The following is a 15,351-nucleotide window of genomic DNA, read 5'->3' as shown; positions in this document are numbered from 1 at the left end:
ATCAATTATTTTGGCGTATGTTTTTTCGGGTTAATCATACGTCATCGTCTACCGATAAAACCCATAACAGATAAAACAATTGCGCTTGGTTTATCAAGCCAGTGAACAAATAACTCAATCTGGAGTACTCGTTATGATCTATGCTGCACCAGGACAAGAAGGTTCAGTCGTCACCTTTAACAAACGTTACCAAAACTATATTGGCGGAGAGTGGGTAGCGCCAGTAAATGGTCAATACTTCGAAAACTCTTCTCCGGTAAACAACGAAGTTTTCTGTGAAATTCCACGTTCAGACGAAGCAGATATCAATCTTGCATTAGACGCTGCACACAGAGCAAAATCTGCTTGGGGCGCAACCTCGGCCACCGAACGCTCAAACATCTTATTAAAAATTGCTGACCGCATTGAAGAAAACCTTGAGAAGCTCGCAGTAGCAGAAACTTGGGACAACGGTAAAGCAGTTCGCGAAACACTAAACGCTGATATTCCACTTTCAGCCGATCACTTCCGCTACTTCGCCGGTTGTATCCGTGCTCAAGAAGGTAGCATTGGTGAAATCGACGCAAACACCGTTGCTTACCACTACCATGAGCCATTAGGCGTTGTTGGCCAAGTTATTCCTTGGAACTTCCCATTGTTGATGGCTGCTTGGAAATTAGCGCCAGCATTGGCTGCAGGTAACTGTATTGTTCTTAAGCCTGCTGAACAAACTCCAGCGTCCATTCTTGTACTTATGGATGTAATTGGCGATCTACTTCCAGCGGGCGTTTTAAACGTTGTTAACGGTTTTGGTCGCGAAGCCGGCGAAGCATTAGCAACCAGCACTCGCATCGCTAAAATTGCATTCACAGGTTCTACCCCAGTCGGTTCACACATTCTAAAATGTGCCGCTGAAAACATCATTCCATCGACGGTAGAACTTGGCGGTAAATCTCCTAACATCTACTTCGACGATGTTACTAACTACGAAGACGAATACCTAAGCAAAGCCGTTGAAGGTATGGTACTTGCGTTCTTCAACCAAGGTGAAGTTTGTACGTGTCCTTCACGCGCATTGATTCACGAAAAAATCTACGACGATTTCATTTCTCTAGTCATTAGCCGCACGCAACAAATTAAGCGTGGCGACCCGCTCGATACTGAAACTCAAGTAGGTGCGCAAGCTTCTGCTGCTCAGTACGAAAAAATCTTGGGCTACTTGGAAATTGGCCGTCAAGAAGGCGCTGAAGTACTTATCGGCGGTGGCCCTGCAAACGTTCCTGGTTTCGCCAACGGTTTCTACATTGAGCCAACACTACTTCGCGGTAACAACGACATGCGCGTTTTCCAAGAAGAAATCTTCGGCCCAGTGGTTGGCGTAACTACTTTTAAAGATGAATCAGAAGCATTAGCAATCGCTAACAGCACTGAATTCGGTCTGGGTGCCGGTCTTTGGACTCGTGACATGAACCGCGCATTCCGCGTTGGTCGTGGTATTGAAGCTGGCCGCGTATGGACCAACTGTTACCACCACTACCCAGCTCACGCTGCATTCGGTGGTTACAAAAAATCAGGTATCGGCCGTGAAAACCACAAAATGATGCTTGATCATTACCAACAAACCAAAAACTTGTTGGTGAGCTACGATATTAACCCACTAGGTTTCTTCTAAGTCGATTCGATTTAGAGAAGGTTAGAAACCTTAGGTTAACGGGCACAAGGACGTGCCTTGAAAACCGTGAATACGGGATGCGTTCATGTACGACTTTCCTCTTTTGACGATAGCGTAGGCGTTTAGTTTGCTTTAGAGCAATTAGCTGCCCACCCGGAGTTATACCCTCCTCAATTTAAAGCAAACTCTTGGGCCTCTGTTCACGGGCCCTTTTTTTCTGCTTATCCCGCCAAACTCAAATTTCCATCCAAAGTAGAGTGTCTTACCGACACTTGTTCTCATAAACTTACTAAGGCCATTTAGGCAAATCCGTTTTTTCGGGTCGAGACGCGTTATTAAAGGTCTAGCGGGTGACATCGACAAAAGAGATCAGATCCGTATGATCGGATACTAGAGCCAGTAACCAGCTCTAACGATGCTGCATGACAATTTTCGACTCAACGAATAGGTTTATCATGGAACGCTTATATACAGACGAACCAGACAAAATCAGTCATTCATTATTAACCAGCCCCACAGTACTTAAAGCCAGCTCCAGTTGCTGGAATGCCTCTGAGGCGGTGAAAGAAATCTTCGAATCGTTGGGTCGTATTGAAAACGCTTGCGTGTTTTTCTTCTGCTGTGCAGATTATGATTTGAATTTGTTAGCCGCAGAAATTAATCGCTTCTTTACCGGATGTAACGTGGTTGGTTGCACAACCGCTGGCGAAATTACTCCTCACGGACTCGCTAAACGTTCCATCACCGCATTTTTATTACCGCCAGACCATTTTGTTATTGAATCGAACTGCGTAACCAATTTAGCCGAATTTACCGAAGAAGACGCCAAGCTGCTGGTCGACGATATAATGGGTAAGCTAGAAGCCAAAGCCGTTGCTCCCATTAAAACCCACAGTTTTGGTTTGACACTTCAAGATGGCATGTCGATTCGTGAAGAGCTGGTGTTAAAAGCTTATCGAACCGCGTTAAATAATATTCCGTTGGTGGGTGGTTCGGCTGGCGACAATTTACACTTTCACCACACACAAGTTTTTTACGACGGCCGCTTTCACAGCGACGCCGCTATATTATTATTGATTAATACTAAGCATCCTTTTCGCGTATTTCAGTCTCACCACTTGGTGTCGACTGGCGAAAAACTGGTGGTGACACGAGCCGCACCCAGCGCGCGACGAGTGTATGAACTCAACGCCGAACCGGCGGCATTGGAGTACTGCCGAATCCACAATTTGGATTTAAAAGATTTAAATTCGGAAACCTTTGCTCTCAACCCGCTGGGAGTGCAATTGAGTGACTCCATTTACGTACGCTCAATTCAGCAAGTGCACGAAGACTTAAGCCTCACCTTTTTCTGCGCGATCGACGTAGGTATTGTGTTAACCCAGTTAAATTCTTCCGGTGTTCTCGATCACACCAAATCGCTTTTTTCCGAAATTACCAGTGAAATTGGCGTTCCTGAATTATTGTTCGCCTGCGACTGCATTTATCGCAGAATAGAAATTGAAAAATTTGATCTTTGCAAAAAAATCTCAGACCTGTACGCTCGCCACAATGTAATTGGATTTAACACTTATGGCGAGCAACTTGATGGCATGCATTTAAATCATACTTTTACCGGCGTCGCTATTGGCAGGCATTTAGATGACTAAATTAGATGCGTACAAATCCCACTCTCACTCGGTTGATTCGCGCAGCTTACAAGCGCGAATTGATGAGTTAGAAAAAGAAAACAGCAAACTCAAAAAAATCAATTCCGTATTGATTCAGCGCGTGGAAATGGGCTGGGGCAACCACAGCGATGCCTATCGCTCTTTTGAAAGTGCGGCAATGTTGGCGGCAAAAGTCCAAGAACATTTTTATCAACTGCGCCAAACTCACATTCGCCTTGCCGAAAGTAACGAAAAACTCGAGCGCTCCCAAACCGAATCAAAAATTACGCGTCAACGTTTGAAAGACGCTATCGATAGTATTTCGGAGTCGTTGGTATTGTTTGACGCTGACCGACGTATGATTCTCGCCAACGCTCGATTTAAAGAAATGTGGGGCGCGGGTGCTGATGATTTTATCGCCGGTGAAACAACCTTTAACGACATTTTAAACAGCTCTATTGAGCAACGCGTTATTGATACCACGGTAAAATCCAGCGCAAAATCTGCGTTTAACAATGGCCGTACCGCACCGTTGGTTTTTAAAACTCAATCCGGTCGCTGGATTCAAATGTCAGAACGACCCACCGCAGAAGGTGGTTTAGTGGTTGTTTATACCGATATTACCGCGCTCAAAGCCAGCGAGCAGTTACGCCAAGAACAGGTCTTAAAAGAACAAGCCGAAATTTTGCAGTCCACCTTAGAAAATATGTCGTTGGGTGTGGCGCTGGTCAACAGCGATCTCAAAATTCAGTCTTGGAATCGCCGCTTTATCGAGATGGCGAAAATTGATCCAAAAAATGTTGCTCAAGGCGATCACTTTCCCAATTTAATGGCAGACAGTGAACTGCAAGATGTCACGATACGGCACGCATTAGCAGGAAAAGAGCCCGACTATCAACACCGGGAATTTATTAAACACTTATCCAACGGCCGGGTTATTTTAGTTCGCAGGAATATTATGTCCGGCGGAGGCTTTGTAAATACCTACACTGACATCACCGAACGCTTCCAACAAGAAGCCGCCTTGCGAGAAAGTGAAGAACGAATTCGATTAATCACCGACGCCATGCCCGCGTTGATCGCGTACATGAATAAAAATTTGGTGTACGAATTTGCCAACCGATCTTTTGAAGATTGGTTCGGCGTGAAAAAGAAAGACATGATCGGTCGTCATTTACGCGACTTATACGAAATTGAAGATTACGAAGCTCACCTTCCCCACATTCGCCGAGTCTTAAAAGGCCAGCGAGTAACATTTGAAGTTGAACAACTAAGCGGCGTTGGCAAAGGAAGAATTTCTAAAAAAACCTACGTTCCAGATTTTGGCAGCAACGGCCAGGTATTGGGGTTTTTCAGTCTTGCACACGATATTACCGAGCAGAGAAAAACCGCCCTGGCTCTGGAACACGCATACCATTACATGGAACAGCGGGTTGAAGAGCGCACCCACCAAATTTCAAAAATTAACGAGCAACTACGCAAAGAAATCAGTGAACGAAAAATCATTGAAATTAATTTGCTGAACGCCAAAAAAGAAGCCGAACAAGCCAACGAATCGAAAACAAAATTCCTGGCAGCGGCCAGTCACGACGTATTGCAACCGATGAACGCAGCGCGTTTATTTGCAACAGCGTTGTCGGAACTGAATATGCCCGGCGAAGGCAATGAGTTAGTCAGCTCATTGAATTATTCGCTGGAGAATATGGAAACGTTAATCAATTCATTATTAGACATTTCTAAGCTTGAAGCCGGTGTGGTTGAAGCTGTGCCAGATTCATTTAATGTCGACGATTTATTGAGTAAGCTCGTCGGCGAATTTTCACGGCTGGCTGATAAATCCGATCTATCACTGACTTACGTCCCTTCCAGTGCCTACGTCTATACCGACAGCCAACTGTTGGCGAGAATCATCAGAAATTTACTCACCAATGCCATTCGTTACACAGAAACCGGCAAACTGCTGGTCGGCTGTCGTCGACGCGCCAACGGTTTGGAAGTTCAAGTTTGGGACACCGGCATTGGTATTGCCGAAGAAAAATTAGAAGAGATATTCCAAGAATTCAGACGTCTTGATCGAAAAAATAACCGCTTTGATAAAGGCTTGGGACTTGGCCTTGCTATCGTCGATAAAATTGCCGGTGTGTTGGGTCACAAGGTTAACGTCTCATCTCGCCCAGGCAGTGGCTCTTGTTTCTCGGTTGTTATTCCTTATGGGAAAGCAAAAGTGCCAACAATCATGCCCGCGTTTCCTGCCGACATTCTCAGTGAATCGATTCAGTATTCAAATATTTTAGTGATCGATAATGACCCAGAAATTTGTCAGGGTATGGAATCGTTATTAAAACGCTGGGAATGCAAAGTGACTACAGTACAAACATTGGAAGAATTAAAAAGCCACCTTCTCAAAGGCGGCGATTTACCCGATGTTGTGGTAGCGGACTATCACCTCGACGATAACACAACGGGTATTCAAGCCATCGATTTAATCAAAGAATATACCCTTGCCCAGAATCCCAATAATCCGAAAAATATTCCGGTGATTCTGGCAACGGCAAATTATTCTAATGATTTAAGGCAATTAGCAAAAAGCTTTGGCTTTGTTTTATTAAACAAACCCATCAAGCCGTTAAAGCTTAAAACAGCAATTGCTAATCGGCTACGATTTGTTGAAACCTAAAAATTCTTAGGTTTCACATCGTCCCATAAGTCCGAGCTAATACCTGAATATTTATTATTGAATGGAGAAAATGCCAAATAAAATGCGGTTTTTTGGCAAAGAGTGGACGACGATAGGACGGTAGATAGCCGATTTATTTTGCGTCAGTGGATGATTGTAGAATCGCCTGAACACGGTTGGTTACGTTGAGTTTACGTAAAATCGACGAAACATGAGATTTAACCGTAGCCTCAGCAATGTTCAGCTCATAAGCAATTTGTTTATTAGAACCACCTTTGGCCATAACTTCGTACACTTGAAGTTCTTTTTTACTGAGCTTGGCAAGTAATTCTGGCTCAATTTTTATCGGCTTATCACCACTGGTTTTCTTTTCGTCGGTGTTGCGAATCACATCTGGTGGAAGGTAAACCTGACCATCGAGAATTTTTTCGATCGCTTCGCCAATTTGCGCTCTGTCAGTTGATTTAGTAATAAAACCAACGGCGCCATAGGTCATAGCCTGCAATACCACACTTCTGCCTTCTTCGGCGGAAACAACAACAACTGGGGTCGCGGCAAATCGATTGCGTAACTGAACAATGCCGTTAAGCCCTTCCATGCCAGGCATATTTAAATCCAACAGGATCAAATCTAACTCTGGGCAATTTTCAGCGGCCTCTAATGTTGATTCAAAGTCGTGACTATAGAGTGTTTCTACTTCACCAAGTTGCTTTTCCAATACAGAGGCGATTGCGAATCGAAATAACGGATGATCATCAGCAATAAGGATTTTATACATAGTCAGGTCGCTATTTATTATTATTCGAACACACTTTTGATTTTACCACCGATAGAAACGCATGAGCGTTAAAATGTAACAGGCAGTGTCTCATATTAATTCGAATAATCAATTCCTACAAATGTAACAGATCAATGACTTGCGTCTAAAAGTCGAACAATAATTGAAAATTGTAGCACTGTTACAAGTTTTAAATAAAAACTTTATAAGAAAATAAATTATTATAAAAGAAATATCTACAAGAGATGAATTTAATGATGACAGGAAGTTAGACTTTAGTCGATGCTTTAGTCAAAAGCAGACTCATAGTCGCTGAGCTGGCTCTAAGGCTCTACAAACCCTGTCGCCTTACCTCTAAACCTTGAGAAAAACCAGCGTCAATCAACTACTTTTTGGAAGATAGGGATTCGAAACAAACAAGTATTCGCATGATTGAAAATCAACCATGCGAGATCAATTTTACCAATCGTGCGGGCAGTGCTCGCAGCCTTCCATAATCGCTTCTTGGAAGATGGCGTAAGGGAAGCGCGCACCTTCAAGTTCAGCGTTGGTAAAATTCGCGTTGTAGAACTTAGCTTCTTGTAAGTTCGCATTTTTTAAAATAGCACCGGTCATGTTTGCCTTTGGCAACCAAGCGGCTTCAAGATTAGCGCTGCGTAAATTAGCGTCGATTAAATGAGCGCCTGAGAGACGAGCGAAATTTAGGTTAGCGCCCTGCAAATTCGCTTTATCTAATTTGGCACCTTGCAAAAACGCAGCCCACGCCTGAACAGATTCCATATTAGCGCCGCGTAAATCAGCACCGCGTAAATCGGCGTGACGTATATCCGCTCTTGCTAGATCAGCACCACGTAAATCAGCGCCAGATAAATCCGCGTTATGCAGTTTCGCATGGCGTAAATCGGCATTTTTTAAGTTCACTTTTTTACAAACAGTCTCTGGCTTAATTTCACAACCGTTGATAGTTGGAAATTCAGATGTGCTCTGCTGTTCATCTTCAGCCATGCTTTGAATTGAAAACGCAGATAAAACACCACAAAGCGCAAAGGTCGTAATTTTTCGAATGATGGCCATACTGGCTTCCTTTTTGAGTATTTATTCTTTTAATTATTCAAGGAAATTCTGAGTGAGCCAGAGTTTCCCTCGACACAAAAGTGTGTCGGCTATTTCGAAAACGTTCAGTTGTTGAAACAATTGAGGAATTGAAATTGTCTTCCCAATTTCTGCTCTCTGATTAAATTCAGGATGAATTCATCAGAAATTCCTTTTTAGTTTTTAGCCCCAGACGAAAAACAGGCCATGACGGCCTGTTTTTCATACTACTGAATAACGATTAGTTACCAGCTACTTTTGCACCTTCACCTTCTAGCGCCCAAGAAGGAATCTTGAACACCCAGAAAGAGCCACCTTGAGGAACAGGCTTAGTTAACTCAGCCATGTCACCACCCCAAAGAGGTACAGCACCACCGTAACCAGAAGCTACACCGATGTACTGCTCACCGTCTTGCTCCCAAGTTACAGGAGAAGAAACGATACCTGAACCAGTTTGGAAGCTCCAAAGCTCTTCACCAGTTTTGGCGTTGAACGCTTTGAAGTAACCGTCACCAGTACCGGTGAACACTAGGTTACCTTTGGTTGCTAAAACACCTGCCCATAGAGGTAGACGCTCTTTGTGCTCCCAAGCAACATCACCCGTGATTGGGTTCATTGCACGCAAGATACCAACGTGATCGTCGTACATACGCTTGATACGGAAGCCCTGACCTAAGTAGGCAGAACCTTTCTTGTAGTGTACTTCTTCAGTCCAGTAATCTTCTTTCCAGTGGTTAGCACCAATGTAGAAAAGACCAGTGTCTTTGCTGTACGCCATTGGGTTCCAGTTTTTACCACCTAGGAATGGCGGAGAAACTTCAATGGCCTTACCGCGTTTTTCACCGGGTTCTGGCTTAGGAGGACGTTGACCTTCAACTTCAACCGGGCGACCAGTTTTTGGATCGATGTGAGTTGCCCAAGTGATGTTATCAACGAATGGGAATGCACGGATGAATTCACCGTTTTCACGGTTAACAACGTAGAAGAAGCCATTACGGTCTGCGTGAGCAGTCGCTTTAACTTTTTTGCCTTTCTCTTTGTATTCGAACAATACAAGTTCGTTGTTACCAGAGAAATCCCATGCGTCGTTAGGCGTGTGCTGGTAGAACCACTTAACTTCACCAGTGGTTGGATCAACACCTACTTGGCCAGAAGTGTATAGGCTGTCGTAGTCTGCTGGGTTACCGTCTTTAGCGGTACGCGCCCAACCATTCCAAGGAGCTGGGTTACCAGCACCAATGATGATGGTGTTGTTTTCGATATCGAAGCTCGCACTTTGCCATGGAGCGCCACCGCCGTGGTGCCATGCTTCAACAAGCTCACCGTTTTCATCACGCGGCCATGAAGGTGCGTTGATGTCACCGGTTGGCGTGCTTTCTTTACCGTTTAGACGACCCATGTGGCCTTCAACGAAAGGACGCATCCAGATCTCTTCACCAGTGTCTGGGTCACGGGCGAACAAACGACCGACAACACCGAACTCATCACCGGAAGATCCGTGAATAACCATCACACGACCAGTTTTTTGGTCTTTAACGATGGTCGGCGCACCAGTCATGGTGTAACCAGCTTTGTGATCGCCGAATTTTTTGTTCCAAACACGCTTACCGGTGTTTTTATTTAACGCAACAACACGTGCGTCTAGCGTACCGAAGAATACTTTGTCGCCGTAGATAGCAACACCACGGTTTACAACGTCACAACATGGACGAATGTCTTCTGGTAGACGGTGTGAGTAGCTCCAAAGTTGCTTACCAGATTTCGCGTCTAGCGCAAATACACGTGAGTAGGAAGCTGTCACGTAAATAACGCCGTCGTGAACAACTGCTTGAGTTTCCTGACCGCGTTGCTTCTCGTCACCGAATGACCAAGACCACGCAGGAACTAATTGTTTAACTGTTTTTGTATTAACTTGTTTTAGAGGGCTGTAACGCTGAGCGTTAACGCCCATACCGTACTGGAGAACGTCATCGGTGGTTTTGTGATCGTTGGCGATGTCTTTCCAGGTCACTTCACCGGCGGTTGCACCCAATGACAGTGCGGTCAAGGCTACTCCGGCGATGCTCCCTAGAGCGATTTTTTGTAAGGTAGATGATAACTTGGTGTAGCGAAATTGCCGCTCGCTGATGGGTTTCATACAATTCTCCTTATTATAATTTATAAGAAAATCGGAAAAATAGAAGGATGTATTTGTAGGTGTTGCTCTAATGCAAATACTACAATTACTACATTTAATATAATTAATTTTTTTAGTTTGCACTGTCAGAAAAGAATTTACCAAGCATTCAACAAAAAACGGTATATTTTCAGTGAAAGTACAGCTCAAAAATTATTTCCAACCTAGCGTGATAAAAACTAACTCACGGCCCAGTGCGTTAAAATACCCATTAAGCACCTATTTATTCATCACTAAGTATTAGTTCTTGGGTGGGATAAAATTGCCACTTTTTGCTATCACTAACCGGAATGTTTTTTTCTGCCACCAATTAACCAATTTTTTCCTTACTTAGTAATATTTGGTATAACAACACATTTGGTACACTGTGAAAGTCGGATAAATTAAAAGTTTTGAACGCTACTAACAGTTATTAATCAGTTATTAATCACGTCCAGACAATTATTTTAGAACGGAACAATAATAATTGAAAATGTTCAAAAATGTGGGCTCAGTGCTTTAAATTAAGCGTACACTTAAAATTAAATAATAACCTCTTGAGAGGAAGACTATGATGGATTTTAAATTTAAACGTCTACGCAGTTCTCTAGTTGGCATTTCTTTTCTAGTATGCGGTCAGTTAGCTTTCGCCCACGGTGATGTGGTCCCACAAGCCGTTGACACTTCAGAACTTGAACAACTTGGTGAAGAGTGGCGAGAAGAAAACCCTTATTCAGGCAATGAAAAAGCCATTGAACTTGGCGCAGGTGCTTACAACCAAAACTGCGCTCGCTGCCACGGTTTAGAAGCTAAATCTGGCGGTATTGCTCCAGACCTCCGCGCGTTGGAGCCTGGACTCGACGGCGATGAGTGGTTCACTTACCGTGTTCGCAACGGTGCAACACGAAACGGTATCCCTTACATGCCAGCGTTTGAAGGTATCTTAACTCAGGAAGCTCTTTGGGCTATCCGAGCTTGGTTAGAAACTCAATACGACCCGAATGTGTAGTTCAAAACTGCTTTAAGGGCCTCATTCGAGGCCCTTTTTTTTCAACGCGCTAGAACCTCTACTTTAAATAATAATAATTCAGGTGTTGGTTATGTTGTTCCGTGTATTAGCGGCAGTTATTTTATGCTGTTTATTTTCATCTAACTCCTTTTCAGATACTTCAAGCCCAAAAGGCTGGGAACGAATTTTTCCCCAAGCAACTTCAATTGGCGAAAAAGAATCCAATCCGCCGGTATGGCCGGTTTATCAAGCGTTCGATAAAATCGGTTACGTTTTTCATTCAATAGATTACGTTACTATTCCCGCATTTTCTGGCGAACCCGTCGATATGTTGGTCGGTTTAGATTTAGACGGTCAATTTACTGGCGTAGAATTAATCGAACACAGAGAACCCATATTCTTGCATGGGCTTGGCGAAAAACCACTGATTGATTTCATCAGACAATACGAAGGCCTCGGCATTCGCGATAACGTTAAAGTCGGCTCAGGCACCTCTACCACGGGTACTTATATTGACGGCATCACAAAGGCAACGGTTTCGGTTGTGGTGATAAATCAATCCATTGTACTTTCAGCGCTGGCAGTTGCCCGACAAAAATTGTCTGGGTTTGAAGCACCTGCGGATGTCAAAGTAAAATCCGAATATTACGAACAGCTGTCATTAGAACAATTACAAGAAGAAAATTATTTACAAAATTTACGATTAACCGAATCTGAAATCCAAACACACTTATACGATTATCGACAAAATGCGTGTCCTGAGTGCGAGCACGCAGTTGATTTAAAATTCGGTTATTTGAATATTCCCTCTATTGGTCGGGCACTATTAGGGGATTCTGATTTTGAACGCTTGCAAAAAACCTTGGAGCCCGACGAACACGCTGTCGTACTGTTATCAAACGGTGATTATTCCTTTATCGATCTAGATTTTGTCCCTGCCTCTGTTCCCGATCGTGTCTCGATAGATCAAAGAGGTTTCCCCATTGAAATTCGAGACCTCAACTTTTTCGATGTGTTTGATCCACAAACAAGCATTCTCAATGACGCAAGCGATGTAAAAGTATTCAGCATTAAACCGCAAACCGGATTTAATCCCGCCAGTGAGTGGAATTTGTTGCTCAATATTTCTGCGGGTAATCCAGTTTTATATACCGTCGAGAATTATCAATTTATGGCCAATTATTCATTGCCTAAAAAATTCTTTGATGAAATTGAAATTATCAGCGACGGTTTTTCCGAACAACCACTTTGGGTTGGTCTTTGGGAGAGCAAGCGTTTTCAGATTATTGTGTTGCTGATATCACTCGCTGCACTCACGGTTATTTTCGCTCGCCAACACCAACTTGTTAAAAATCCGAAAAGATTTCACGCAATTCGCTGGGGATTTTTAACCTTTACGCTGATTTATATTGGTTGGTACGCACAAGGCCAGCTATCAATCGTGAATATCTACCCGATATTACAATCGTTCACACAAGGGTTTAATTTAGAAACCTATTTAATGGACCCAATTATTTTCATCTTGTGGCTGTACGTATTCATCAGTTTATTCATTGTCGGTCGCGGCTTGTTCTGTGGATGGCTGTGCCCATTTGGCGTACTACAAGAAATGGTCAGCTGGTTTGCCAAGAAATTAAAAATCAAACAATACCGCGTTAAACCAGCATTGCATAACAAACTTACCTGGATGAAGTACGCAATTTTAATTGGCCTCGTGTTAACGTCTTTTTATTCGGTTGAAGTTGCCGAAGTGTGGTCAGAAGTAGAACCGTTTAAAACCTCAATAACACTGCACTTTGTTCGAACTTGGCCGTTTGTGGTTTACGCAATTTTCCTATTGGGCTGTGGATTATTTATTCACAAATTTTACTGCCGTTACGTTTGTCCACTGGGTGCGGGCTTGGCAGTTTTAGGTTGGTTTCATCCGGTCAAATGGTTAAAACGTCGTTCAGAATGTGGCACGCCTTGTACGTTGTGTTATCACAAATGTGAAATCAAGGCGATTAAACAGTCAGGCGAGATTGACTACAAAGAATGCATTCAATGTTTGGAGTGTATTGTTTATCACAACAACGATGACCTATGCCCACCGCAAAAAGTGAAAATAAGAAAGCAGGCTAAACGTAAAAAAGCTGAAGCCTTAATTCCGGCAACGGCGGTTGAAGTTATTTAATAAAATTTGCGAGCCCGAATGTGATCATTCGGGCTCTTTTTGTGATTCCCTATTCATTTCTACAAAACGCACTTAAATAGCGCACTCAAATCCATCCCTCTAAAATTTCTCACAAGCTCAACAGCACAGCAGTGATATTGAGATTTTGAATCACACCTAGAGAACAACGGAAATTTGAATTAACCCATTAACTTTAGAGACGGAATACAGAATAAGGAAAAATTAATGACGAGAATAAAGACAAGCTTTATTTAAAAAGATAAGAAAACTTATATCAAAGAACTAACGCGTTAGATTTAACAAACTATCAAACAAAAAACCGAACGTAACAGAAATGCTGCCTTCATGAAAAACACAATCCAAACATCTACCCAAAAAGCTCACAAATTAGCTATGAACTCACAACTTATGAATTCACAATCTACGAACACACATCCATGAAAACAGCGACCCAGATGAACAAACAACTCAATTACAGGAATTTAAATAAATCAGACTTTAATTTATCGAATTGTTTGAAGCTTTCCATACTCTCTGCCCATTCAGCGTAAAAACCTCTTAATTCAAAGCAATCTTTCACGTTTGCAATTTCGGTTTTTAAACTCAAGTATCCGTACTGCCCGTGGAAATGACCAATCGTATTAATCATGAAATTTTTGGCTTTATCAAATTCAGCCGCCGAACGATGGCTTGGCAACATAACTAAGTCTTGATTGTAATCGCGACTTTGTTTGGATTCATCACCATTGGTAATGTAGTTTTCTTCCAACAACCACTTTAGATATTTTTTTGCATCCGCTTTACCTGCAGCACCAATAATCTGGTCGGTGCTGGTTTGTCCATTACAAAGAATCAACATTCTGCGCGCTGTAGGGTTTACTTCTCCAGATCTTGAACGCATCTCGTTGATGCCTTTAAGGGTTTTAGCATAAAAGTTCATTGTTTGAGCCCCTTAAAATTATTTTTATTTTGACTGAAAAACCGAGAAATATGAAAAATCGTGACACAATCTTATTTTTATATGTGACAGGATTGACAATAGAAATATCAAAACTCTTTTTGGTCGTCAATTCTTAAAAGGTATGGAAATTGTAAAGTAATGGATAAAAATCATCAGTGTTACCTAATATTAGGACAGGTAACACTGTGTGTGTATTTCAGAGACACCGTTAATTTCGATTTATAATTTAGGGGTCATATATAAATTATAATTTCGAATAAGAAGATGGCATTATTTCAGTGGATAATATTAATTGCCTTACATTAGAAACAATTAATACTTTAAATATAACGATCGTTCCACTCTGGCAGAAATACCAGTAGACCCGCCTTTACCGAACAAATAATGAGCTAAAACCAGAGCTAGGTAACACCCTAATATTGTTTCTAAATTACCTATATTAATAAAATTAAAATTAGCTCTCATGAAACATCTATTTTTCAATAAAATGAATTATTGAGTTAATCAGTTAATCGAAAAAACGGTTTCTTTAACGTTCAGCAGAATAAGGATCAGCCGCATTTAAATAAGCAATAAGTTCAGATTTTTTGGGATGGTGTTCAAGCCAATGACGAAAAATTCTCACACGTTCGTAATCCATATTGCCAAACTTGGTTCGATACAGTTTTGCAAACTTGGCGTGAGTTTGATTTTCTCGAATCATTTTTTGCCAATGCAAGGTAAAGACTTTATTTAATGAGCCAGCGTAACCCTTTTCTTTTAATAATGACCATTCGCCCTTATCCAACCAAACGCCACCTACCGCGTGGCTGTAATTTAATTTATGCTCAGATTCCGCATCGATTCGGAATTTTTGCATAATCGCACCGGTCATCGGACAAATAAGTGCTTGTTTGGATTCGTCGAGTTCAAATTCGGGATCTTGCTGGAATTGGTGGCTCTTATGTTGATCGAGCCAATTTAAATAATCTTCAATCAATAACCAATGACCATGACACAAATTGCAAGTGTGCCCTCGAAATAAAGAATCAATAAAGGAAGGAACTAACGTTTCTGTTTTACAGTGCGGACATTTCATAGGCGACCCAATCAACATAGATTAATCGAAATGAACTGCTTATTATTTTTTGGTATTTATATTTATTAGTACTTATATTTATTTTTAGTAGCTGTTTTTATTGGAGCCTCTAATTAAAAATGCTGGTC

At 42.2% G+C, this 15,351-nt stretch carries 10 protein-coding genes; 5 read left to right on the top strand and 5 right to left on the bottom strand.

The features are described 5' to 3' along the window. Window positions 1–133: 133 nt before the first annotated feature. The 3 genes from exaC to LU361_RS08970 all read left to right on the top strand — a co-directional run bounded on the left by exaC (window position 134) and on the right by LU361_RS08970 (window position 5,977). Complete coding sequence (exaC, locus tag LU361_RS08980; RefSeq protein ID WP_233088515.1) at window positions 134–1,651, top strand: acetaldehyde dehydrogenase ExaC; 1,518 nt, start codon at window positions 134–136, stop codon at window positions 1,649–1,651. 455 nt (window positions 1,652–2,106) lie between these two features. After that, entirely contained in the window at window positions 2,107–3,300 is a 1,194-nt protein-coding gene (gene nosP / locus LU361_RS08975) for a nitric oxide-sensing protein NosP (RefSeq protein ID WP_233088514.1), read from the top strand. Next, a complete protein-coding gene (locus LU361_RS08970; protein WP_233088513.1) occupies window positions 3,293–5,977 on the top strand; it encodes a hybrid sensor histidine kinase/response regulator in 2,685 nt (894 codons plus the stop codon). The genes nosP and LU361_RS08970 overlap by 8 nt, the downstream gene beginning before the upstream one ends. 133 nt (window positions 5,978–6,110) lie before the next feature. Here LU361_RS08970 and LU361_RS08965 read toward each other — a convergent pair whose 3' ends face one another. From LU361_RS08965 to exaA, 3 genes are all read right to left on the bottom strand, one after another. Then, the gene (locus LU361_RS08965) at window positions 6,111–6,755 is read right to left on the bottom strand and encodes a response regulator (protein WP_233088512.1); all 645 of its coding nucleotides are present in this window, start codon (window positions 6,753–6,755) and stop codon (window positions 6,111–6,113) included. 459 nt (window positions 6,756–7,214) lie between these two features. Continuing rightward, complete coding sequence (locus tag LU361_RS08960; RefSeq protein WP_233088511.1) at window positions 7,215–7,829, bottom strand: pentapeptide repeat-containing protein; 615 nt, start codon at window positions 7,827–7,829, stop codon at window positions 7,215–7,217. A 259-nt stretch (window positions 7,830–8,088) separates the two neighbouring features. Beyond that, window positions 8,089–9,984, bottom strand: coding sequence for a quinoprotein ethanol dehydrogenase (exaA, locus tag LU361_RS08955; protein WP_350338009.1), 1,896 nt, complete (start codon window positions 9,982–9,984; stop codon window positions 8,089–8,091). 589 nt (window positions 9,985–10,573) lie between these two features. Between exaA and pedF the strand changes: the two genes are divergently transcribed. Together pedF and LU361_RS08945 are read left to right on the top strand one after the other, a co-directional pair. Continuing rightward, complete coding sequence (gene pedF / locus LU361_RS08950; RefSeq protein ID WP_233088510.1) at window positions 10,574–11,011, top strand: cytochrome c-550 PedF; 438 nt, start codon at window positions 10,574–10,576, stop codon at window positions 11,009–11,011. 91 nt (window positions 11,012–11,102) lie between these two features. Beyond that, entirely contained in the window at window positions 11,103–13,184 is a 2,082-nt protein-coding gene (locus LU361_RS08945; protein ID WP_233088509.1) for a NosR/NirI family protein, read from the top strand. 472 nt (window positions 13,185–13,656) lie between these two features. Here the strand turns inward: LU361_RS08945 and LU361_RS08940 are convergent, their stop codons facing one another. Both LU361_RS08940 and LU361_RS08935 read right to left on the bottom strand, forming a co-directional pair. Further along, window positions 13,657–14,124 carry a hypothetical protein gene (locus LU361_RS08940; protein WP_233088508.1) on the bottom strand — a complete coding sequence of 156 codons (468 nt, stop codon included), beginning with the start codon at window positions 14,122–14,124 and terminating at the stop codon, window positions 13,657–13,659. Window positions 14,125–14,674: 550 nt separating this feature from the next. After that, complete coding sequence (locus tag LU361_RS08935) at window positions 14,675–15,223, bottom strand: TFIIB-type zinc ribbon-containing protein (protein ID WP_233088507.1); 549 nt, start codon at window positions 15,221–15,223, stop codon at window positions 14,675–14,677. Window positions 15,224–15,351: the final 128 nt, after the last annotated feature.

The sequence above is a fragment of the Sessilibacter corallicola genome, assembly GCF_021290925.1.
In the GTDB taxonomy this organism is placed as follows: domain Bacteria; phylum Pseudomonadota; class Gammaproteobacteria; order Pseudomonadales; family Cellvibrionaceae; genus Sessilibacter; species Sessilibacter corallicola.
The sequence above is the reverse complement of the archived record's forward strand: the minus strand, read 5'-3'. Positions and strand labels throughout refer to the sequence as shown.

Coding starts and splice junctions, on each gene's coding strand:
- exaC (WP_233088515.1), top strand. CDS start 134: ATGATCTATGCTGCACCAGGACAAGAAGGTTCAGTCGTCACCTTTAAC.
- nosP (WP_233088514.1), top strand. CDS start 2,107: ATGGAACGCTTATATACAGACGAACCAGACAAAATCAGTCATTCATTA.
- LU361_RS08970 (WP_233088513.1), top strand. CDS start 3,293: ATGACTAAATTAGATGCGTACAAATCCCACTCTCACTCGGTTGATTCG.
- LU361_RS08965 (WP_233088512.1), bottom strand. CDS start 6,755: ATGTATAAAATCCTTATTGCTGATGATCATCCGTTATTTCGATTCGCA.
- LU361_RS08960 (WP_233088511.1), bottom strand. CDS start 7,829: ATGGCCATCATTCGAAAAATTACGACCTTTGCGCTTTGTGGTGTTTTA.
- exaA (WP_350338009.1), bottom strand. CDS start 9,984: ATGAAACCCATCAGCGAGCGGCAATTTCGCTACACCAAGTTATCATCT.
- pedF (WP_233088510.1), top strand. CDS start 10,574: ATGATGGATTTTAAATTTAAACGTCTACGCAGTTCTCTAGTTGGCATT.
- LU361_RS08945 (WP_233088509.1), top strand. CDS start 11,103: ATGTTGTTCCGTGTATTAGCGGCAGTTATTTTATGCTGTTTATTTTCA.
- LU361_RS08940 (WP_233088508.1), bottom strand. CDS start 14,124: ATGAACTTTTATGCTAAAACCCTTAAAGGCATCAACGAGATGCGTTCA.
- LU361_RS08935 (WP_233088507.1), bottom strand. CDS start 15,223: ATGAAATGTCCGCACTGTAAAACAGAAACGTTAGTTCCTTCCTTTATT.